The sequence below is a fragment of the Burkholderia sp. Bp9004 genome (assembly GCF_003858025.1).
GTDB classification, from domain to species: Bacteria; Pseudomonadota; Gammaproteobacteria; order Burkholderiales; family Burkholderiaceae; genus Burkholderia; species Burkholderia diffusa.
Genome location: NZ_QTQD01000012.1, coordinates 27,939 through 49,706 on the forward strand (window position 1 = coordinate 27,939; position 21,768 = coordinate 49,706).

The window sequence follows — 21,768 nt, forward strand, 5'->3', positions numbered from 1 at the left end:
CATCACGAACAGGTTGCCGACGCAACGAAAAACGCCCGGTGCCGACGACGAGTCGGGCCGGGCGTTTTGCTTCGGGGTGTGCGCCGCGGTGACTTATGCGCCGAACGCGGCCTTCGCGAGCAGCCCGAGCGCGACGCAGACGAGCACGGCAGCGAAGCCGGCCTGCACATGCCGCGCGGACAGGTGCCGGGAGGCATTGCGCCCGATCGCCATGCCAATCGCGGTCGCGACCGTGAACCACAGCATCATGTCGAGCGGCGCGCGCGTGCCCGACACGAGCGTCGCGAGCACACCACCGGTGCCGACCAGCGCGATCACCATCAGCGACGTCGCGACTACGCCGTGCATCGACACGTTCGTGAACTTGCGCAGCATCGGCACGATCACGAAGCCGCCGCCGACACCGAGCAAGCCCGTCATCAGCCCCGTCACCGCGCCGGTCGACGCAAGCGCGAGCCCGACCGGCCAGGACCATACGAGCCGGCCCGTATCGGGATTCACGCGGCCGACGCACAACCGCGACTCATCCGCGTCGCCGGGCGCGTGGCGCAGTGCCTGCCGCAGCAGGCGGCCCGCGACGATCAGCATCGTCAGCGCGAACAACGCCAGCAGCACGCGTTGCGGCAGCACGTGCGCAAGCTTCACGCCGAGCGTCGTGAGCGGCACGCCCGCCACGGCCATCAACAGCGCCGCGCGATAGCGCACGAGCCCGCGACGAAACCCTTCGAGCGCGCCGAGCGCGGCGCTGCCCGCGACAGCGACGAGCGCGACGGGCGTGGCCTGCTGCATCGGCCAGCCCATCCCGACGACGAGCGCGGGCACCGCGAGAATGCCGCCGCCTGCGCCGGTGAGGCCCAGCACGGCGCCGACGAGACTGCCGAGTACGAGGGAAATCAGCATGGTGTCATCGGGTTCCGGTCAACGTGCGATCGCGGGCTTCGCGAGCCATTCGCGGCCCTTGAGCATCGCCTTCCAGTAGAGCGGCGGCAGCAGGCGCTCCTTGAGCAGCCACGCGAGCCGGGACGGGCGCCGGCCGTCGATCAGCCACGCGGGGAAGGTCGGCGCGACCTTGCCGCCGTACAGGAATTCGGCGAGGACGATCTTGCCGCGCTCGACGGTGAGCGGGCACGACCCGTAGCCGTCGTACGCGGCGTCGCCGTGCGCGCGGCCCAGAGACGCGAGCACATTGTGCGCGACGACGGGCGCCTGCTTGCGCGCGGCCGCGGCGGTCTTCGCGTTGGTCGTGTTGGTGACGTCGCCGAGCGCGAAGATATCCGCGAACTGCTTGTGCCGCAGCGTCGCCGGATCGACGTCGATCCAGCCGGCCGCATCGGCGAGCGGGCTCGCGCGCACGAAATCGGGCGCCTTCTGCGGCGGCACGACGTGGATCATGTCGAACGCGCGTTCGACGGTTTCCGTGCCGCCGTCGGGCAAGGTGCGCCGGAACGTCGCGCGCCGCGCGGGCCCGTCGATCGCGACGAGGTTGTGGCCGAACGACAGCGCGATGTCGTAGCTTTTCACGTACTCCATCAGCGCGGGCACGTAGTCGGCGACTCCGAACAGCGCGGCGCCCGCATTCAGGAACTCGACGTTCGCGGCGCCCAGGCGGCCCGCGCGCCGCCAGTGATCGCACGACAGGTACATCGCCTTCTGCGGCGCGCCAGCGCACTTGATCGGCATCGGCGGCTGCGTGAACAGCGCGTTGCCGCCGCGGAACGCCTGCACCAGTTCCCACGTGTACGGCGCGAGGTCGTAGCGATAGTTCGACGTGACACCGTTGCGGCCGAGCGTTTCCGCGAGGCCGTCGATCGCGTGCCAGTCGAGCTTGAGCCCCGGGCACACAACAAGCTTGCGGTAGCCGATACGCCGGCAACCGTCGAGCACCACCGTGTGCGCGTCGGGCTCGAAGCCGGCGACGGCGGCCTGGATCCATTTCACGCCGCGCGGCAGCAGGTCGACGATCCGGCGCGCGGTCGTGTCGGGCCGGAACACGCCCGCGCCGACCATCGTCCAGCCGGGCTGGTAGTAGTGCGTATCGGCCGGGTCGATCACCGCGATATCGAGCGATGCGTCGCGCGCAAGCAGGCTCGACGCGACCGCGACACCGGCCGCACCCGCGCCGACGATCACGATGTCGTGCCGCGCGTCGATGGCTGGCGCGGGCTGGCGGCCGTCCTGCGCGAGTCCTTGCGTGGCACCTCGTGTGAGACGCGGCGCGAGCGCGCCGAGGTCATAGCCGGCCGCGGCGGCGATCGCGACGATGTCGCCGGCCGGACGCCTGTCGGCCTGCGACAGCGCCCACAGCGTCGCCGAACGCGTGCCGCTGCGGCAGTATGCGAGTACCGGGCCGGCGAGCGACGCGACGAGCGCGTCGAACTGCCTGGCCTGATCGTCGGTGACCTTGCCGGTATCGACCGGAAGGTAATGGACGGCGATGCCGAGCGGCGCGGCGGCGGCGCGGATCTCGTCGACGGTCGGCTGGTCTGCGCCTTCGCCGTCCGGGCGGTTGCAGACGATCGTGCGGATGCCGGCCGCGTGGAGCGCGGGCAGGTCGGTCGCGGCGATCTGGGGCGAGACCGACAGCAGGTCGGTCAGCGTGCGGATGGTCATGTCGGGGGTTCTCCGGTCGGGGCGGCGGCTCAGATCGCGTCGAGCGGGATCTTCAGGTAACGCACGCCATTGTTTTCGGGCTCGGGCAGGTGGCCGGCGCGCATGTTGACCTGCACGGACGGCAGCATCAGCACGGGCATGTCGAGCGTCGCGTCGCGCGCGGTGCGCATGGCGACGAAATCCTCCTCGGTCACGCCGTCCTTCACGTGCACGTTCGCGCGGCGCTGCTCGGCCACGGTCGTCACGAACTGCACGTCGCGGCCGCCCGGCTGGTAGTCGTGGCACAGGTACAGGCGCGTATCGGGCGGCAGGGCGAGCACGCGCGCGATCGAGCGGTACAGCGTGCGTGCGTCGCCGCCCGGGAAATCGCAGCGGGCGGTGCCGTAGTCGGGCATGAACAGCGTATCGCCGACGAACGCGGCACGCTGCGTCGCGTCGTCGATGCAGTAGGTCAGGCACGCGGGCGTGTGGCCCGGCGTGTGCAGCGCGCGGATCGTCAGCGCGCCGAGCGCAAGCGTGTCGCCGTCGTCGAGCAGACGATCGAACTGGCTGCCGTCCTGCGCGAAGCCCGGGCCGGCGTTGAACAGCGTGCCGAACACGTGCTGCACGCGGCACACGTGCGAGCCGATCGCGATCTGCCCGCCGACATGCGCCTTCAGGTAAGGCGCGGCCGACAGATGGTCGGCGTGCACGTGCGTTTCCAGCAGCCAGTGCACGGTCGCGCCGAGTTCCGCGACGCGGGCGATCAGCCGGTCGGCGCTGGCGGTGCGCGTGCGGCCGGATTTCGGGTCGTAGTCGAGCACGCTGTCGATCAGCGCGCACGCGCGGCTCGCGGTGTCGAGCAACAGGTAGCTGACGGTATGGGTCGCCGGGTCGAAAAAGCCTTCGACTGACAGCATGGGGGCATGGCTCACGGGATGTCCTCGATCGGGTTCTGCATCGGCAATCGGGGATCCCAAACTCAAGAAGCATGCCAGCCCGCGCCGCGACGCCGGACGAAATGGCAGGTACTTGATTCGGCTCGGATTTCTGGCCTGATCGCGGTGCGCCGCGAGCACGGCCTGTGGGGCGTCGTCGATGTCGACTGCCACATTTGGCAGTGTTGTGGCAGAATTGGCAGTCGGTCTGGCAGTCCGACTGTCCCTCCGTTCCCGAGCCGCCTCATGAATCCGCACGACACCATTCCGATCGTTCCCGCGCCGTCGCGCGACGTCATGCCCGACGTGCGTACGCTCGTCGCGTATCTCGAGCACGACCCGCAGCCGATGATCGTCGTCGATCCCGACTACCGCATCCTCGCGGCGAACGATGCGTACCGGCGCCAGTTCGGCGTGGCGGGTGTCGAGCACGTCGGCCGGCGCTGCTTCCAGGTCTCGCATCACTACGACGTGCCGTGCGACCAGGCCGGCGAGCATTGCCCGATGAAGCAGGCACTCGAGTCGCGCAGTCTGAACCGCGTGTTGCACATTCACCATACGCCGCGCGGCCCCGAGCACGTCGACGTGGAGTTGCGGCCGATCTTCGACGCGCGCGGCGACGTGATCGCGTACGTCGAGCGGCTGACGACGGTGCGCAGCGCGTCCGCGCAGCCGAGCGCGGAAGGGCTCGTCGGCGGCGCCGATGCGTTCAATGCGGCACTCGGCGCGCTGCAGCGCGTTGCGCCGTCGATGCTGCCCGTGCTGCTGCTCGGCGAATCGGGTACCGGCAAGGAGCTGTTCGCGCGGGCGCTGCACGAGGCGAGCGAACGTGCGATGGGGCCGTTCGTGGTCGTCGACTGTTCGGGTATCGCCGAGACGCTGTTCGAGAGCGAACTGTTCGGCTACGAGAAGGGGGCGTTTACCGGCGCCAACCAGCGCAAGCCGGGCCTCGTCGAGACCGCGCAGGGCGGCACGCTGTTTCTCGACGAGATCGGCGACGTGCCGCTGCCGATGCAGGTGAAGCTGCTGCGGCTGATCGAGTCGGGGACGTTCCGGCGCGTCGGCGGTGTCGAGGCGCTGCGCGCGGATTTTCGGCTCGTCGCGGCGACGCACAAGCCGCTGCGCGAGATGATCGACGACGGCCGGTTCCGGCAAGATCTCTATTACCGGATCAACGCGTTTCCGATTCCGCTGCCGCCGCTGCGCGAGCGGCGCGGCGACGTCGCGCTGCTGGCCGAATCGATCCTGCGGCGCATCGCGAACGCGCGTGCCGGCGCGGGCGATGCGAGCGCGCGACCGTTCGCGGCCCGGCCGTTCGTGCTGAGCGAGCAGGCGCGTGCGTGCCTCGACGCGTATGCATGGCCGGGCAATATCCGCGAGCTGCGCAACGTGCTGGAACGTGCATGCCTGTTCGCGGACGACGGGACGATCCGCGTCGAACATCTGCCGGCCGAACTGGTCGCGGCGTCGGCCACACCGCACGCGCATGCGGCGGACACGCGCGGCGTGCCGGATGCGGAACTCGTGCGGATTGCGGGCACGTTCGACGGTACGCGCAAGCAGCTGGCCGAGCACGTCGGGATGAGCGAGCGCACGCTGTACCGGCGGATGAAGGCGCTCGGGCTCGGGGTGCGCGACCGGTGAGCGAGAGCCGGACCGCTCGCGCGGGCAGCGCATGAAACCGACATGCACCGCCTGCGGGGGCTACGCCATCAACGCGCCGGCGCCAACTGGGCCATTGCCTCGCGGATGAAACCGAGCAGCGTGTCGTCGACCCACGAATCCTTCGTCAGCGCCGGCTCGGTCATCATCGCATCCCGGAATTTCGCGTGCGTGGCCGGGTCGTTGCCCGCATAGCTGCGGAACAGGTCGAGCCAGCGTTGCGCGAGCGCGCGGCCTTCCGGCGAATCGGGCCTTGCGCCCGCATCGATCGCGTCGCGCACGTCGCCCATCAATTGCGGCCATTCCATCGCGCGTTTGCCGTAGTGCGCCCGCATGAAGCGGATCTCGTCCGGCGCGAGATACTTCTCGAAGATCCGCATCTTCGTTTCGGCGGTCGCGCGCAGCACATAGTCGCGCAGTACGGTCGAAATGCCGATCTTCGACTGCATCGCCGGTTCGCGCTCGTGCATCAGGTTCAGTTTCGCGAGCAGCCGCGGATCGTTGTTCGTGTCGCGCACGAGCATCGTCATCCAGCGGCCGGCGAGTGCACGGACGCGTTCGTCCTCGGGCGGCACGCCCGCGTCGTGCAGCGCGCGCACGTCGGCGACGAGCGCGATCCATTCGGCGTCGCCCGCCTGGCTCTTGCGGTACATCGGCAGGCGCGCGAGTTCTTCCTCGGAAAAGTATTTGTCGTACACGGTCATCAACTCCAGTGTGGTGAGCCAATCGGCCAGTTCCGGCTCGGTGCCCGCGGCGAGTTGCGCGTGCAGGTGCACGAGCCGCTCGCGCAGCTGCGCGGCCTGCGCGAGCTGGTGGTCGAGCGACGCGATCTGCTTCGCGACGATCTCGACGAGCGGGGTGCCGGGCTGGTTCAGGTAGTCGCCGATTTCGGCGAGCGACAGTCCGAAGCGACGCAGGGCCTGGATCTGGTGGAGCCGGGCGATGTCGTCGCGGTCGTACAGCCGGTAGCCGTTGTCGGCACGCGCCGAAGGCTTGAGGAGGCCGATCGCGTGATAGTGATGAAGCGTGCGGACGGTCAGGCCGCTGCGTTTCGCCAGTTCTCCCACTTTCAGCCGCATGGTGTCCTCCGTTCGGTGCGCACGCTGGAGTCTCGAACGTTACGCTACGTGAGGGTCAAGCGGTAGATCGCGGATCGGCGCGTGGGGTGGTCCCGCGCGCCGTGCGTCCCGGGCAAGGGGCGCGCTACTGTGGCGACGGCGGTGACGGCGGCGCGTCGGGCGTGGCCGCGCGTGCCTGGGCGGCGAGGGCGCCTTGGCCCTCGTTGCCGGCGCGGCCTGCCGTGCCGACGTTTCCGGCTGTCGCTGCCTTGCCGGTCGGTTCGACCGGCGGCGTGCCCATTGCCTGATAGAGCCGCGCGGTATCCGCGAGGCGTGCGCCGGTCGCGCGAATTTCGTCGAGCCGCGCGTTGCGGTACTGCAGCTCGCTCGCGCGCGCGGCCGATGGCGGCAATGCGCCGAGCCGCACGCGGGCGGCCGCGTCGTCGTACGCGCCGCGCGCGGACAGCGCGGCCCGCGACGACGCATCAAGCGCCTCCGCATCGTGCTCGAGCGCGGCGAGCGAATCGGCGACGTTCTGGAACGCGCTCAGCACGGTCTGCCTGTACTGGTCGACCGCGGCCTCGTAGGTCGCCTTCGCCGCACGCCGCTGCGCGAGCAGCGCGCCACCGTGGAACAGCGGCTGGCTCAGCGACGCGCCGACGTTCCAGATCGCGCCGGCACCCGACAGCATCGTCGGCCAGCTGAAGCCGCCTTTGCCCATGGCCGCCGACAGCGACAGCTGCGGGAACAACTGCGCGGTCGCGACGCCGACTTCGGCGGCGGCCGCCTTCAGCCCCGCGTCGGCGGCCTGGATGTCGGGGCGACTTTGCAGCAGGTCCGACGGCACGACCACGGGCACCTGCGCGGGCAGGTTCAGGTCGGCGAGCGTGAGGTCGGCGGGCGGCCGGTCGGGCGTGCGGCCGACCAGCACCGCCAGCGCATGGCGCGCCGAGTCGCGCTGCTGGCGCAGCGCGGGCAGGCTCGCGGCGAAGGTGTCCGCGCTTTGCTGCGCGCTCAGCGCGTCGCTGTGCGACGCCGAGCCGAGCGCGTAGCGGCGTTGCGCGTCGTGGGCCTGGTCGTTCGCGAGCGCGACGAGCCGTTCGGTCGTCGCGATCTGCGCATTGAGCACCGACACCGTGATCGACGCCGTGACGATGTTCGCGGCGAGTGCCCGGCGCGCCGATTCGAGCTGGAACGCGCTGACGTCGACGCGTTTCGCGAGCGCGCGGTTCGCGAAGCGCGCCGCGCCGAACAGGTCGATCGTGTAGCTCGCCTGCAGTTGCCCGACGAATGTGTCGTACAACAGCGTCGGCGCGCCGAGCGCGGGGATCGGCACGCCGAGTGCGCGCTGGCGCGTGGCCTGGCCGCCCGCGTCGATCGACGGCAGCATCGAGCTGCCGATCTGTCCGCGCAGCTGCTCGCGCGCGGCATCCAGCGAATGTGACGCCGCGCTGAGCGTCGGGCTGTTGCGCAGGCCTTCGTCGACGAGCGCGTTCAGCGCCTCGGAGCGGTACTGCTTCCACCAGTCGGGCACGGGCTGCGCGCCGACTTCGAACTGTTGCGCGACGCCTTGCGCGGCGACGGTCTGCTGCACTTGCGGCACGGTGCCGTAGTGCGCGGGCGACGGCATCGCGGGCGGCTCGCCGCTCGGCGCGAACCACGCGCAGCCCGCGAGCGGGCCGGCGAGGCTCGCCACGGCAAACGCCCGCACGGCTTTCGTTTTCAGGTTCATCGATCCATCCATGGTCAGGCTCCCGACGGCGCGGCCGGTGCGCTGCCGCCTGGCGGCGGGCCGTCGCGCGGATCGCGTTCGTCGCGCTTCACCCGGAACCACGCGGCGTACAGCGCGGGCAGGTAGAACAGGGTCAGCACGGTCGCGCTCGTGATCCCGCCCATCAGCGCGGTCGCCATCGGCCCGAAGAAGTTCGAGCGCAACAGCGGAATGAGTGCGAGCACGGCGGCCGCGGCCGTGAGCGTGATCGGGCGGAAGCGCCGCACGGTCGCACCGACGATCGCGTCGAAGCGTCCGTGGCCGGCCGCGATGTCCTGCTCGATCTGATCGACGAGAATCACCGAGTTGCGCATGATGATCCCGAACATCGCGATCACGCCCAGCATCGCGACGAAGCCGAACGGCTGGCCGAACAGCAGCAGCGTGCCGACCACGCCGATCAGCCCGAGCGGTGCGGTCAGCACGACCATCAGCACGCGCGAGAAGCTCTGCAGCTGGATCATCAGCAACGTGAACACGGCGATCGCCATCAGCGGCATCTGCGCGTTGATCGACGCCTGCGCCTTCGCGCTTTCCTCGACCGATCCGCCGATGTTGATCTGGTAGCCGACCGGCAGTTGCGCGCGCAACGCATTCAGCTTGCCGTCGATCGCATGCGTGACGTCGATGCCTTGCGCGCCGGCGCGTACGTCGGACTGCACGGTAATGGTCGGCTGGCGATCGCGTTCCCACACCACGCCGTATTCGAGCGTGGGCGTGAAGCGGCCGAGCGAGCCGAGCGGCACGGGGCCGTTCGGCGTCGGCATCGCCAGGCCCGCGAGCTTCGCGGGGTCGACGCGATCGGGGCGCGGCGCACGCAGGTCGACCGCGATCAGCTTGTCGCGTTCGCGATACTGCGTGACGGTCGTGCCGGACAGCGTCATCGCGAGGAAGCTCGACACGTCCTGCGACGTGACGTTCAGCTCGCGCGCCTTCTTCTGGTCGAGCTCGAAGCGCACCGAGCGCTCGGCCGGCTCATCCCAGTCGAACTGCACGTTCACCGTGCGTGCGTCGCCGCGCATCGTCGCCGCGACCTTCTCGGCGATCGAGCGTACCGTCGCGATGTCGTCGCCGCTCACGCGGAACTGCACGGGGTAGCCGACGGGCGGGCCGTTCTCGAGCCGCGACAGGCGCCAGCGCACGGCCGGGAACTGGTCGCGCAGCGTGGTTTCGAGCCAGGTGGCGAGCTTCTCGCGATCCTTGACCGATTTCGCGGTGACGACGAACTGCGCGAAGTTCGGCAACTGCAGCTGCTGGTCGAGCGGCAGGTAGAAGCGCGGCGCGCCGCTGCCGACGAAATTCACCGAATGGTCGATCTCGGGCCGCTTGTCGAGCACCTTTTCGAGGCGTTCGGTCTCGCGCAGCGTCGCCGCGAACGACGCACCCTCGGGCAGCCGCAGGTCGACCAGCAGCTCGGGTCGATCGGAGCTCGGGAAGAACTGCTGCGGCACGAGCGAGAAACCCATCAGCGCGACGACGAAGAGCGCGCCGGTGATCAGCAGCACGACGAAGCGGCGCTCGATGCACCAGTCGATCCAGCCGCGCAAGCGCGTGTAGAAGCGCGTGTCGTAGATGTCGTGCTCGTGATCGTCCGGCAGGTGAGCTTCGTGCGCGTGCTTCTTGCGTTCGGGGAGCAGGTGATAGCCGAGCAGCGGAATCAGCACGACGGCCGCGAACCACGACGCGATCAGCGCGATCGCCGACACCTCGAAGATCGAGCGCGTGTACTCCCCGGTGCTCGATTTCGCGAGCGCGATCGGCAGGAAGCCCGACACCGTGACGAGCGTGCCGGTCAGCATCGGGAACGCGGTGCTCGTGTACGCGAACGCGGCGGCGCGCGCACGGCTGTAGCCCTGCTCGAGCTTCACGGCCATCATCTCGACGGCGATGATCGCGTCGTCGACGAGCAGCCCGAGCGCGAGCACGAGCGTGCCGAGCGACACCTTGTGCAGCCCGATGTCGAACAGGTACATGAAGAGTGCGGTCACCGCGAGCACGACCGGGATCGAGATCACGACGACCATCCCGGTGCGCAGGCCGAGCGACACGAGGCTCACGACCAGCACGATCGCAACGGCTTCGGCAACCGCTTCGAGGAAGTCGTCGACCGAATGCGCTACCGCATGCGGCATGCTCGACACCAGCGTCAGCTTGAGGCCGGCCGGCAGTTGCGCCTGCAGGTCCTTCGATTGGGCGTCGAGCGCCTTGCCGAGCCGGATCACGTCGCCGCCCGGCTGCATCGTCACGCCGATGCCGAGCACGGCATGGCCTTTCGTGCGCATCTGCGTGACGGGCGGATCGTCGTAGCCGCGCTTCACGGTGGCGAGATCGCCGAGCCGGAACGTGCGGCCGTTGATGCGGATCAGCGTGTCGGCGATCGCGGCGACGTTGTCGAACTGGCCGCTCGGCCGCACGAACACGCGATCGTCGGCGGTCGTGAGCACGCCGGCAGACGAGATGTCGTTCTGCGCGTTGATCGCCTGCCCGAGCTGCTGCGGCGAGATGCCGAGACGCGTGAGCTGCGTGTTGTCGGCCTCGATGAAGATCCGCTGGTCGGGGTCGCCGAAGTAGTCGACCTTGCCGACGCCCGGCACGCGCAGCAGCACCGTGCGCAGTTGGTCCGCATAGTCGTGGAGTTGCGCGGGCGTGAAGCCGTCGCCTTCGAGCGTCCAGATGTTGGTGTAGACGTCGCCGAACTCGTCGTTGAAGAACGGGCCCTGAACGCCTGGCGGCAGCGTATAGCCGATGTCGCCGACCTTCTTGCGGATCTGGTACCAGGTCTCGGGCACGTCCTTCACGGGCGCCGAGTCCTTCATCGTGAAGAAAATCAGCGATTCGCCGGGCCGCGAATAGCTGCGCAGGAAGTCGATGGCCGGCGTTTCCTGCAGCTTGCGGCCGATCCGGTCGGTGACCTGTTCCTGAACCTGCCGCGCGCTCGCGCCGGGCCAGAACGTGCGGATCACCATCACGCGGAACGTGAACGGCGGGTCTTCGGATTGCGCGAGCCGCGTGTACGCGAGGATGCCCGCGAGCGTCGCGAGCGCGATCAGGTAGACGACCAGCGCCTGGTGGCGCAGCGCCCATGCCGACAGGTTGAACCGACCTTCTTCGCGGGGGCCGCTCATGACGCGAAGTCCTCTGGGTGCAGCGGTGCGATCGGCCGCACCTTCTCGCCCGCGCTGACCGTATGCACGCCTTGCAGCACGACGCGCTCGCCAGGCTGCAGCCCGCTCGACACGGTGACGGTGCGTTCGTTGAAGCGCGCGACGTCGATGCGGCGCAGTTCGAGCGTGTCGTCCTTCGTGCGCACGACCCATACGGCCGGATGCGGGCCGTCGTGGAACAGCGCGGTCGCGGGCAGCGTGATGCTCGGCGCGTTGCCGGCAGCCGGCGCGCCGTCGAACGCGACGTTTGCGGTCATTCCGAGGCGCACGGCCGGATCGGGGGCGGCGAGCGTGAGCTTCACGCGGTAAGTGCGGCTTTGCGGATCGGCGGCCGGCGCGATTTCGCGTACCTTCGCGGCGAACTGGCGGCCCGGCAGCGACGGCAGCGTGACGCTCGCCGCGTGGCCGGGCGTGAGCGATGCGAGCGCGGCTTCGGGCACGTCGCTGACGACATCGACGTCGCCCGACCACGCGAGCTGGTAGACGGCCTGGCCGGCGGAAACGTTCTGGCCGGTGTCGGCCTGTTCGGCGGTGATGGTGCCCGCGTGATCGGCGACGAGCGTCGCATAGCGGAGCTGGTTCTTCGCGAGCGCGAGTTGCTGCTGCGCCTGGTCGCGCTGCGCGAGCGCCGACGTGTAGCTGTTCTGGGTCTGTTCGAGCTGCGCGGTCGCGATCAGGTTCTCGCGCGCCTGCGCGCGATCACGATCGAGCTGCTGCTTCGCGAACGCGAGGCCGTGCGATGCGGCATCGAGCTGCGCCTGCGCGCTCGCGGCGTTCTTCTCGACGTCGGACGGATCGAGCAGCGCGACGACCTGGCCGGCCTTGACCGTATCGCCGAGCCGCACCTTGCGTTCGACGATCTTGCCCGCGATGCGGAACGACAGCGGCGTCGCGTAACGCGGCTGGATCTCGCCGGGCAGCTTGGCGGCAGCCGCGGCGCCGTCGGCGTGCGCGGGCAGCGCGACAACCGGGCGCGGCGCAGGCGGCGCGGCTTCCTTCGGGTGGCAGGCGGCGAGGACGAGCGCGGTGCCGATCAGCAGCACGGCGCGGGAACCGGAGCGATTCACGAAACCCCCAGATGAGGTGAGAGCAAAACGAAGCCGGCAAGCGCGGCGGGCGCTTGCCCCGAGTGGCGCCGGCCCGGCGCCTACGAACACAGCCGAACAAGGTCGTTCGGAAACTGTGGCGGATTCTAATACACACCTGTATCTGAATGCAAAGATGAATCTGAAAGGGAGTTGGTGCTAGACTGCGCGCCATGAAACCACAGCGCTTAACTCGCGAGCAGAGCAGGGACCAGACGCGCGAACGTCTGCTGAATGCCGCGCATCGGATTTTTCTGAAGAAAGGCTATGTTGCCGCGAGCGTCGAGGACATCGCGGCGGCGGCCGGCTATACGCGCGGCGCGTTTTATTCGAATTTCCGCAGCAAGTCGGAACTGCTGCTCGAACTGCTCGAGCGCGACCATGATTCGGTGCGGGCCGATTTCGAGGCGATTTTCGAAGTAGGCGGCCCGCGCGAGCAGATGGAGTCGATGGCGCTCGCGTACTACCGCACGCTGTTTCGCGACGACGAATATTCGCTGCTGTGGGGCGAGGCGAAGCTGCAGGCGGCGCGCGACGCGAAGTTTCGCGTGCGCTTCAACCAGTTCCTGCATGGCAAGCGGCTGCAGATGGCCGAATTCATCCAGCGCTTCGCCGAGCGCGCGGGTACGCCGCTGCTGCTGCCGGCCGAGACGCTCGCGTTCGGGCTGATGTGCCTGTGCGACGGCGTGCAGTCGTACTATACGGCCGATCCGCAGCACGTGTCGGGCGACGTGGCCGAATCGGTGCTCGCGGGGTTTTTCGCACGGGTCGTGCTGGGGCGCGCGCCGGACTGAACGATCCGGCAGTCGGTCGGCGCCGACGGCGCCGCGAGCGAGGATGCGGCGCGCCGTATCACGCGCCGCACCCCGTATCTGTCAGCGCTCGCCGGTCATTCGCCGATACGCGTCGAGCAGCGATGTCTTGTAGACGACACCGGCGAGCGTCGGCTCGGCCTCGCTTTCGATCACCGGCAGCCGTTCGCCCTGGAACGCCATGAAGCGTTCGAGCGCGGTCGCGAGCGGCATGTCGGGCGTGAGCAGCGGAAACGGCGTATGCGCGTAGTGCGCGGCCGTCTTGTCGGTCGTGTCGCGCTTGTCGAGCAGGTCGGACGTGATGTCCTTCAATGCGACCGCGCCGCGGAAGCGCCCGGCGTCGTCGGTCACGTACAGGTACTTCACCGGATACTCGAGAAACACGCGCGTCATGTCGGCAACGCTCGCGGTGAGCGGCACGACCGTCTGCGCGGGCTGGATCAGCTCGCGCATCTGGGTGGTGCGCAGCCGCAGCCGTTCCTGCGCGTCCTGGTGGTGGCGCAGCGTGATCTCGTACATCGACGTCGTGCCGGTCGCACGCGCGACGAAATACGCGAACACGCATGACACCAGCAGCGGCAGCACGACCTGGTAACTCAGCGTCATCTCGAAGATCATCAGGATCGCCATCAGCGGCGCCTGCGTGGCGCCGGCCATGAACGCCCCCATTCCGACCATCGCATACGCGAAATACGCGGACGTGTGGCCGGGCCACAGCGCGTTCATCGCGAGCCCGAACAGCGAGCCGAACACGGCCCCGACGAACAGCGTCGGCGTGAACACGCCGCCGACCGCGCCCGAGCCGGCCGTCGCGGCGGTCGCGATCACCTTGAACACCAGCACCGCGACGAGCGCCTGCCAGGTCCACGGCGAATGCAGGATCTGGTTCACGACGCTATAGCCGTTGCCCCACACGTCCGGAATCCACACCGAGATCACGCCGACCACGAGGCCGCCGAGCGCGAGCCGCACCGGCAGCGGCACGGGCAGCCGCTTGAACTGGTTCTTCGATGCATCGAGCAGGTGCAGGAACTGCGGCGCGAGCACGCCGCACAGCGCGCCGAGCACGACGAACAGCAGCACCTCGGGGCCCGTCACGGCCGGAAACACCGGCATCTCGTATGGCGGCCGGTAGCCGGCGAATTCCCGCATCACGATGTTCGCGACGACGGATGCGACGACCATCGGCCCGAAGCTCTCCATCGCGATCGTGCCCAGCACGATTTCGGACACGAAGAACGCGCCGGCGATCGGCGCGTTGTATGCGGACGTGATGCCGGCTGCCGCGCCGCACGCGACGAGCAGCCGCAGGCGCGGCGGGTCGAAGTGCACGAAGCGGCCGACCAGCGACGCGGTGAGCGCCGCGAGCTGCACCATCGGGCCTTCGCGGCCGATCGAGCCGCCGCTGCCGATCGTCAGCAGCGACGACACGCTGCGCCACAGGCTCTGCCGCACCGGCACGACGCCGTCGCCGAGCGCGACGGCTTCCATGTAGTCGGTGTTGCCGGATTTCCGGACGCCGCGCGTCGCGAGCAGCAGCACGCAGCCGGCCAGGAAGCCGCCCGCGGCCGGCATCCAGAACCGCACGTACCACGGCAGGCTTCTCGCCATCTGCACGAAGCTGCCGCTGTGTCCGGAGATCAGGCGCTGCATCAGGTCGATGCCTTCGCGAAACGCGATGGTGGCGAAGGCGCCGCCGACACCGACGATGGCCGACCAGATCAGCATCGTATGGGCGTCCGACAGGCGGAACAGCGTCTGGGCGCGAGTGCGCAGCTTCAGCAGGAACGAGAGCACGGCTGAAAGAGGGTGATGAAGAGGACGAAGGAAAACGACGCGAAGCATAGCACTGCGCCGCGCCCGCGGGACCTTCCCGTCGAGCGCGGCGCGTGTTGCGGCACGGATGCGCGGCTCAGCCAAGCCAGTGCTGCACGGCCCAGGTGATCCCGTAGCCGCCGGCGATCAGCCAGACGTACAGGATCAGGCCGGTGGTCAGGGCCCGCGGGCCGGCCTCGCGGATCTGCGACACGCGGGTCTCGATGCCGAGCGCGGTCATCGCCATCGTCAGCGCGAAGGTGTCGAGCACGTTCAGCGTGTGCGTGACGTCGGCGGGCAGTACGTTCAGCGAATTGACGATCACGAAGCCGAGGAAGCCGAGCGCGAACCACGGCACCGCCACCTTGCGCTTGCCTTGCGCGCCGTCGGCGCGCGCACCGGCCGAGCGTGCGGAGCGGGCGAGCCACCAGCCGAGCGTGAGCAGCACCGGCACCAGCAGCATCACGCGGGTCATCTTCACGATCGTCGCGACGTGCGCGACCTGCGGGCTGATGTCGCTCGCCGCGCCGACCACCTGCGCGACCTCGTGGATCGTGCCGCCGAAGAACAGGCCGAGGCCGGTCGGGTCGAGATTGAGCAGGCCGGCGTGATACGCGAGCGGGTAGAGGAACATCGACAGCGTGCCGAACAGCACCACGCTGCCCACGGCCATCGCGCTCTGATGCGGCTTCGACTGCAGCGTCGACTCGAACGCGAGCACGGCGGCCGCGCCGCAGATCGCGCTGCCGGCGGCGGTCAGGAGCGCCGCGTCGCGATCGAGCTTCATCACCTTCATGCCGACCCAGGTGCCGATCGCGAGCGTGCTCACGACGACCAGCACCGACACCGTCAGGCCCGGCAGGCCGACCTGCGCGATCTCCTGCAGGCTCACGCGCAGGCCGAAGAACGCGACCGCGATGCGCAGCAGCTTGCGCGCGGAAAAGTTGACGCCGGCCGCCCAGCTCGCGGGCATGCCGTCACGCAGGGCGTTGCCGTACAGCGCGCCTGCGACGATGCCGACGATCAGCGGTGACAGGCCGAGCCCGGCGATCACCGGAAGTTGCGACAGGCTGGTGACGGCGGCGGCGAACAGCGCGACGAACAGAACGCCGTTCAACTGGCCGCGCGTCGACGGAGCGGCGTGGTTGAGATGGGGAGTCGGAGCAGTGGACATGGGGCACCGTGATGAAACAGGTTGCGATGGCCTAATCCTAAATTGGTTATATCGATATGAGAAATTGTGATTTGTGACGTAAACTATCCGGAAAGCCGATAATTAATTCCCATGACCCCGGATCAACTGATAACGTTCGCGGCCGTCGCCGAACACCTGAACATCAGCCGCGCTGCGCTGGCGCTGCATCTGTCGCAGCCGGCCGTGTCGGGCCAGCTGCGCCTGCTGCAGGACGAGTTCGGCGAGCCGCTGTACCAGCGCGAGGGCCGCGGCATCCGCCTGACGCCGGTCGGCGAACAGCTCGCGCAGTATGCCAAGGCGCAGCGCGACACATTCGCGCAGGCGCGCGCGTTTCGCGACGCCGTGCGCGGGCTCGAGGCCGGCACGCTGCGGATCGGCGCGAGCACGACGCCCGCGAGCTACCTGCTGCCGTACCTGATCGCGGCGTTCCAGCCGCGCGTGCCGCGGGTGGCGATTCACACGATGAGCGGCAATACGGCCGACGTGGTTGCGGCGCTGGCGTCGCTCGACATTGCGATGATCGAAGGGCCGCCCGGCGAGGCGCTTCCGCCCGGCACCGCCGTGCATGCGTGGCACGAGGACGAGATCGTCGCGGTCGTGCCGGCCGGACATCCGCTCGCCGCGCCGGAGTACGAAGCCGGCGTCACGCTCGACGCACTCGCCGCGCACCCGCTCGTGCTGCGCGAGGAGGGTTCCGGCGTGCGCCAGCTCGTCGAACGCGCGTTCGCGCATGGCGGCGCGCCGATGCGCGTCGCGTTCGAGATTGCGGGCGTCGAGGCCGTGAAGGAGGCCGTGCGCGCGGGGATGGGCGTCGGATTCGTCTCCGCGATGTCGCTGCGCCACGAGGACGCGGCGCTCGTGCCGCGCTCGCTGGCCCCCGCGCCGCTCACGCGCCATTTCTCGATCCTCGTGCCGCACGGCGCCGCGCCGTCGCGCGTGGCTGCCCGGTTCCTCGACATGTGCATCACGCACGACGAAAAATAGGCGCCGACGCGGGTCCCGAAACGCCGGATGCGCATGCCCAGGCGCGCGGCGGCGTGCCCTAGGGATTTCCTCTATGGCGTGCACCCGACGCGAAGCGCACCATCCGTCTCAAGCAAATGGAACCGGTTCCATTCAAGTGAAAAAAGGGCAGAAATGGCAGACATCGTGATCGTGGCGAGCGCATTCGGGATGGACCGCGTGCGTCAGGAGGGCCACCGTGCATTCATCGCGACCGCGGCCGCATCCGGGGCGACCGGCTTCGAGGTAAGGCGCGAGCTGTTCGCATCGGACGACGATGCGACGCCCGGCGCGCTGGCCGCGCTCGGCACGGCACTCGCCACGCACGGGCTCTGGTCGGTCTATTCGACGCCGGCCACGTTGTACACGGAAACCGGCGCGCTCGATGCCGACGCGTTGCGCGACACGCTCACGGAAGCCGACGCGCTCGGCGCGCGCTTCGTCAAGTTCCAGCTCGGCGGCTTCGCCGGCGACGCGCATGCATCCGAGATCGTCGCGCTGTCGCGCGGCGCGCGTGCCCGCGTGGTGGTCGAGAACGGCCAGCTGCCGGTGGGGGGTGCGCTCGCTCAATTCAGCGGGCTGTTCGCCGCGTTGACCGAAGCGGGCATGCCCGATGCGCTCGGCATGACGTTCGACATCGGCAACTGGCAGTGGCCGGGCGAAGCGCCGCTCGCGTGCGCGCACGCGCTGGCGCCGCATGTGGAATACATTCATTGCAAGGCAGTCGCTGGCGAGGGCGCACGCCGTTTCGCTGTGGCGCCGGCGCCGGGCGACACGCTCGTCTCGGGCGTGCTCGCGGCCCTGCCGCAAGCGGCGCCGCGCGGCATCGAATTCCCGTTCGATGCCAACGACCTGGCCGGCGATGCCGGCCGGCGCGTGGCGTGGCTCGCCGCCGCGTGACGCAGGAAGGATACGGAGGAATTCATTCATGAAGGCAGCACTCGATGTCGTGACCTACGGTGAAGCGATGGCGATGTTCGTCGCCGCCGAACCCGGCCACCTCGCGCACGCGGCGCAATTCACGAAGCGGATCGCGGGCGCGGACCTGAACGTCGCGATCGGCCTGTCGCGGCTCGGCTTCCGGGTCGGCTGGATGAGCCGGGTGGGCCGTGATTCGTTCGGCGGTTACGTGCTCGACACGCTTGCGCGCGAAGGCATCGACGCATCGTGCGTGACCGTCGATCCGCGCTATCCGACCGGTTTTCAGCTGAAGTCGCGCAACGACGACGGCAGCGACCCGACCGTCGAATATTTCCGCAAGGGCTCGGCCGCGAGCCACCTGTCGCGCGACGACTACGTGGCCGACTACGTGCTCGGCGCGCGTCACCTGCACTTGACGGGCGTCGCGCCGGCGATCTCCGCGACGTCCTGCGAACTCGCTTTCCAGCTGGCGCGCGAGATGCGTGCGGCCGGCAAGACGATCTCGTTCGATCCGAACCTGCGCCCGACGCTGTGGCCGTCCGCCGACGTGATGGCGAAGACGCTGAACGCGCTCGCGACGCTCGCCGACTGGGTGCTGCCGGGCCTCGCCGAAGGGCAGCAGCTCACCGGGCACGACACGCCGGCCGATATCGCGGGCTTCTACCTGGCACAGGGTGCGCGCGGCGTGGTGATCAAGCTGGGCGCCGAGGGTGCGTACTTCCGCACGGCCGATGGCCGCGAGGGCGTGGTCGCGGGCGAGCGCGTCGCGAACGTGGTCGACACGGTCGGCGCCGGCGACGGCTTCGCGGTCGGCGTGGTCAGTGCGCTGCTGGAAGGCCGGTCCGTCGAGCACGCGGTCGCGCGCGGCAACCGCATCGGGGCGCTCGCGATCCAGGTGATCGGCGATTCGGAAGGCTTGCCGACCCGCGAGGCACTCGATCTGCTCGAAAACGTCAGCAATCGCGCCGATCGCTTAGAGGAAAGCGTCACCGCGCAATGAGAGGCCGGACACGGCACAATCCGCGGACCCATTTCGTGCTTCGTGCACGGTTTTGCATGAGGCCGGAGCAGGCGCCGATGCGCCGACGCCGGTCGATTCCCGAAAGGACGGGACGGGAGTAGGCGCTAAAGCGCGAACTTCCGTCGACCGCCGCAGGGCAGGAGTAAGCGCTGAAGCGCTAACTCCTGCCAACAGCGGCATGGGACGGGAGTAGGCGCTGAAGCGCGAGCTTCCGTCGACCGCCGCAGGGCAGGAGTAAGCGCTGAAGCGCCAACTCTTGCCAACAGCGGCATGGGACGGGAGTAGGCGCTAAAGCGCCAACTCCCGTCGACACAGGAGACACACTGATGGCAGCCAATCTCGCAGCACGACGCTGGTGGACGATCATGCCGATCGTCTTCATCACCTACAGCCTCGCTTATCTCGACCGCGCAAACTACGGGTTCGCGGCAGCGGCCGGCATCAACCAGGACCTCGGGATCAGCAAGGGCCTGTCGTCGCTGATCGGCGCGCTGTTCTTCCTCGGCTACTTCTTCTTCCAGATTCCGGGCGCAATCTATGCGGAGCGCCGCAGCGTCAAGAAGCTCGTGTTCGCCAGCCTCGTCCTGTGGGGCGCGTGCGCCGCGCTCACGGGCGTCGTCACCAACATCCCGTCGCTGATGGCGATCCGCTTCATGCTCGGCGTGGTCGAAGCGGCCGTGATGCCGGCGATGCTCATCTATATCAGCAACTGGTTCACGAAGAACGAACGCTCGCGCGCGAACACGTTCCTGATCCTCGGCAATCCGGTCACCGTGCTGTGGATGTCGATCGTGTCAGGCTATCTCGTGCACGAATTCGGCTGGCGCCACATGTTCATCGCCGAAGGTGTGCCGGCCATCATCTGGGCCGTGTGCTGGTGGTTCCTCGTGCAGGACAAGCCAGCCGATTCGCCGTGGCTCAACGCGCAGGAAAAGAGCGACCTCGATGCCGCGCTCGCGGCCGAACAGGCAGCGATCAAGCCCGTGCGCAACTACGGCGAGGCGTTCCGTTCGCCAGCGGTGATCAAGCTGTGCGCACAATACTTCTGCTGGAGCATCGGCGTGTACGGCTTCGTGCTGTGGCTGCCGTCGATCGTCAAGAACGGCTCCGAGCTCGGCATGGTCGCGACCGGATGGCTGTCGGCGCTGCCGTACCTCGCGGCGACGATCGCGATGCTGGTCGCGTCGTGGGCGTCCGACAAGGTCGGTTCGCGCCGCGGCTTCGTGTGGCCGTTCCTGCTGGTCGGCGCGGCCGCGTTCGCCGCGTCGTATGCGCTCGGCTCGTCGCATTTCTGGATCTCGTATGCGCTGCTGGTCGTCGCGGGCGCCGCGATGTATGCGCCGTACGGCCCGTTTTTCGCGATCGTCCCGGAACTGCTGCCGAAGAACGTCGCCGGCGGCGCAATGGCGCTGATCAACAGCATGGGCGCGCTCGGCTCGTTCGTCGGCTCGTATTTCGTCGGCTACCTGAACGGGGCGACCGGGTCGCCCGTCGCATCGTATGCGTTCATGAGCGCCGCGCTCGTGGCCGCGGTGATCCTCACGCTGTCCGTCAAACCCCAGGCGCGCGATGCGCACCCGCTCGCGACGCCGCTGCAAGGAAAATGAAAACGATGAAGCCTCGTATCGTCGCGTACAAGCCGCTACCCGATGACGTGCTCGCGTACCTGCGCGAGCATGCGGAAGTCGTGCAGGCCGACGGCGCCGACGCGCTCGCCGATGCCCTCGGCGACGCGGACGGCGCGATCGGCGCGAGCCTGAAGGTCACGCCGCAGATGCTCGATCGCGCACCGCGGCTGAAGGCCTGGTCGACGATCTCGGTCGGCTACGACAACTTCGACGTCGCGGATCTCACGCGGCGCGGCATCGTGCTCGCGCATACGCCCGACGTGCTGACGGAATCGACCGCCGATACCGTGTTCTCGCTGATCCTCGCGTCCGCGCGGCGCGTGGTCGAACTGGCGGAATGGGTGAAGGCCGGCCACTGGCATCGCAGCATCGGCCCCGATCTGTACGGCACCGACGTGCAGGGCAAGACGCTCGGCATCGTCGGGCTCGGGCGGATCGGCGGCGCGGTCGCGCGCCGCGCGGCGCTCGGCTTCCGGATGCAGGTGCTGTACACGAACCGTTCCGCGCACGCCGAAGCCGAGACGCAGTACGGCGCCCGCCGCGTGACGCTCGACGAACTGCTCGCGCAGTCGGATTTCGTGTGCCTGCAAGTGCCGTTGTCGCCGGAAACGCGTCACCTGATCGGCGCGGCCGAATTCGCGAAGATGAAGCGCGGCGCGATCCTGATCAACGCATCGCGCGGGCAGGTGGTCGACGAGGCCGCACTGGTCGACGCGCTGCGCGCGGGCACGATCCGCGGCGCGGGGCTCGACGTGTTCGAGAAGGAGCCGTTGCCGGCGGATTCGCCGCTGCTGCGGATGAACAATGTCGTCGCGCTCCCACATATCGGCTCGGCGACGCACGAGACGCGCCATGCGATGGCGCGCTGCGCCGCGGAAAACCTGGTCGGCGCGCTGGCCGGGACGCTGCGCACAAACCTCGTCAATCCCGACGCGCTCGCGCGCACCTGAGCGGGGCCGGTCAGTCGGCGGGGCCGCCGGCTGGGTTAGAGGCGATGGTCTTGGTACCGGAGGGCAGGCTGCGTTATGATCGCCCGCTCGTCGCCTCGACGACCCGGCCACGCGGCCGGTGGCGTTCGGCGGCGGGCATCCGTGCCAGGTCCGGTGC

Annotated in this window: 16 protein-coding genes; 7 read left to right on the top strand and 9 right to left on the bottom strand. The window is 69.1% G+C overall.

The features are described 5' to 3' along the window. Positions 1–93: 93 nt before the first annotated feature. Genes DIE08_RS15435 through DIE08_RS15445 form a run of 3 tightly spaced genes read right to left on the bottom strand, consistent with a single transcriptional unit; the run spans position 94 to position 3,509 of the window. Positions 94–900, bottom strand: a complete 807-nt coding sequence (locus DIE08_RS15435; protein ID WP_124902393.1) for a sulfite exporter TauE/SafE family protein — start codon at positions 898–900, stop codon at positions 94–96. A gap of 18 nt (positions 901–918) precedes the next feature. Next, complete coding sequence (locus DIE08_RS15440; RefSeq protein ID WP_124902394.1) at positions 919–2,610, bottom strand: bifunctional protein tyrosine phosphatase family protein/NAD(P)/FAD-dependent oxidoreductase; 1,692 nt, start codon at positions 2,608–2,610, stop codon at positions 919–921. Positions 2,611–2,639: 29 nt separating this feature from the next. After that, positions 2,640–3,509: an MBL fold metallo-hydrolase gene (locus tag DIE08_RS15445; RefSeq protein ID WP_409360398.1), complete on the bottom strand. Its 870-nt coding sequence runs from the start codon at positions 3,507–3,509 to the stop codon at positions 2,640–2,642. Positions 3,510–3,773: 264 nt separating this feature from the next. Here DIE08_RS15445 and DIE08_RS15450 point away from each other — a divergent pair, with 264 nt between their 5' ends. Then, entirely contained in the window at positions 3,774–5,171 is a 1,398-nt protein-coding gene (locus DIE08_RS15450) for a sigma-54-dependent Fis family transcriptional regulator (RefSeq protein WP_124902396.1), read from the top strand. 68 nt (positions 5,172–5,239) lie between these two features. Here DIE08_RS15450 and DIE08_RS15455 read toward each other — a convergent pair whose 3' ends face one another. The 4 genes from DIE08_RS15455 to DIE08_RS15470 all read right to left on the bottom strand — a co-directional run bounded on the left by DIE08_RS15455 (position 5,240) and on the right by DIE08_RS15470 (position 12,249). Further along, positions 5,240–6,268, bottom strand: coding sequence for a MerR family transcriptional regulator (locus DIE08_RS15455; protein WP_124902397.1), 1,029 nt, complete (start codon positions 6,266–6,268; stop codon positions 5,240–5,242). 124 nt (positions 6,269–6,392) lie between these two features. Continuing rightward, on the bottom strand, positions 6,393–7,991 hold the full coding sequence (locus DIE08_RS15460) for an efflux transporter outer membrane subunit (protein WP_124902398.1): 1,599 nt from the start codon (positions 7,989–7,991) through the stop codon (positions 6,393–6,395). Positions 7,992–7,993: 2 nt separating this feature from the next. Further along, positions 7,994–11,143, bottom strand: a complete 3,150-nt coding sequence (locus DIE08_RS15465) for an efflux RND transporter permease subunit (protein ID WP_124902399.1) — start codon at positions 11,141–11,143, stop codon at positions 7,994–7,996. Beyond that, positions 11,140–12,249 (bottom strand): efflux RND transporter periplasmic adaptor subunit, encoded by a 1,110-nt coding sequence (locus DIE08_RS15470; RefSeq protein ID WP_124902400.1) that lies wholly within the window; start codon positions 12,247–12,249, stop codon positions 11,140–11,142. Before DIE08_RS15470 ends, DIE08_RS15465 begins: the two co-directional genes overlap by 4 nt. Positions 12,250–12,440: 191 nt before the next feature. Here DIE08_RS15470 and DIE08_RS15475 point away from each other — a divergent pair, with 191 nt between their 5' ends. After that, positions 12,441–13,061: a TetR/AcrR family transcriptional regulator gene (locus tag DIE08_RS15475; protein WP_059606875.1), complete on the top strand. Its 621-nt coding sequence runs from the start codon at positions 12,441–12,443 to the stop codon at positions 13,059–13,061. Between the two features lie 81 nt (positions 13,062–13,142). Here DIE08_RS15475 and DIE08_RS15480 read toward each other — a convergent pair whose 3' ends face one another. Together DIE08_RS15480 and DIE08_RS15485 are read right to left on the bottom strand one after the other, a co-directional pair. Next, positions 13,143–14,876 carry a ClcB-like voltage-gated chloride channel protein gene (locus tag DIE08_RS15480; protein WP_208450412.1) on the bottom strand — a complete coding sequence of 578 codons (1,734 nt, stop codon included), beginning with the start codon at positions 14,874–14,876 and terminating at the stop codon, positions 13,143–13,145. A 115-nt stretch (positions 14,877–14,991) separates the two neighbouring features. After that, on the bottom strand, positions 14,992–16,068 hold the full coding sequence (locus tag DIE08_RS15485) for a YeiH family protein (protein ID WP_124902402.1): 1,077 nt from the start codon (positions 16,066–16,068) through the stop codon (positions 14,992–14,994). 111 nt (positions 16,069–16,179) lie between these two features. Between DIE08_RS15485 and DIE08_RS15490 the strand changes: the two genes are divergently transcribed. The 5 genes from DIE08_RS15490 to DIE08_RS15510 all read left to right on the top strand — a co-directional run bounded on the left by DIE08_RS15490 (position 16,180) and on the right by DIE08_RS15510 (position 21,611). Next, on the top strand, positions 16,180–17,073 hold the full coding sequence (locus DIE08_RS15490) for a LysR family transcriptional regulator (RefSeq protein WP_124902403.1): 894 nt from the start codon (positions 16,180–16,182) through the stop codon (positions 17,071–17,073). A 153-nt stretch (positions 17,074–17,226) separates the two neighbouring features. Next, on the top strand, positions 17,227–17,991 hold the full coding sequence (locus tag DIE08_RS15495) for a TIM barrel protein (protein WP_124902404.1): 765 nt from the start codon (positions 17,227–17,229) through the stop codon (positions 17,989–17,991). A 28-nt stretch (positions 17,992–18,019) separates the two neighbouring features. Further along, positions 18,020–19,012 carry a sugar kinase gene (locus DIE08_RS15500; protein WP_124902405.1) on the top strand — a complete coding sequence of 331 codons (993 nt, stop codon included), beginning with the start codon at positions 18,020–18,022 and terminating at the stop codon, positions 19,010–19,012. Positions 19,013–19,359: 347 nt separating this feature from the next. Then, on the top strand, positions 19,360–20,640 hold the full coding sequence (locus tag DIE08_RS15505) for an MFS transporter (protein WP_059606864.1): 1,281 nt from the start codon (positions 19,360–19,362) through the stop codon (positions 20,638–20,640). A gap of 5 nt (positions 20,641–20,645) precedes the next feature. Further along, positions 20,646–21,611, top strand: coding sequence for a D-glycerate dehydrogenase (locus DIE08_RS15510; RefSeq protein WP_124902406.1), 966 nt, complete (start codon positions 20,646–20,648; stop codon positions 21,609–21,611). The last annotated feature ends 157 nt before the right edge of the window (positions 21,612–21,768 follow it).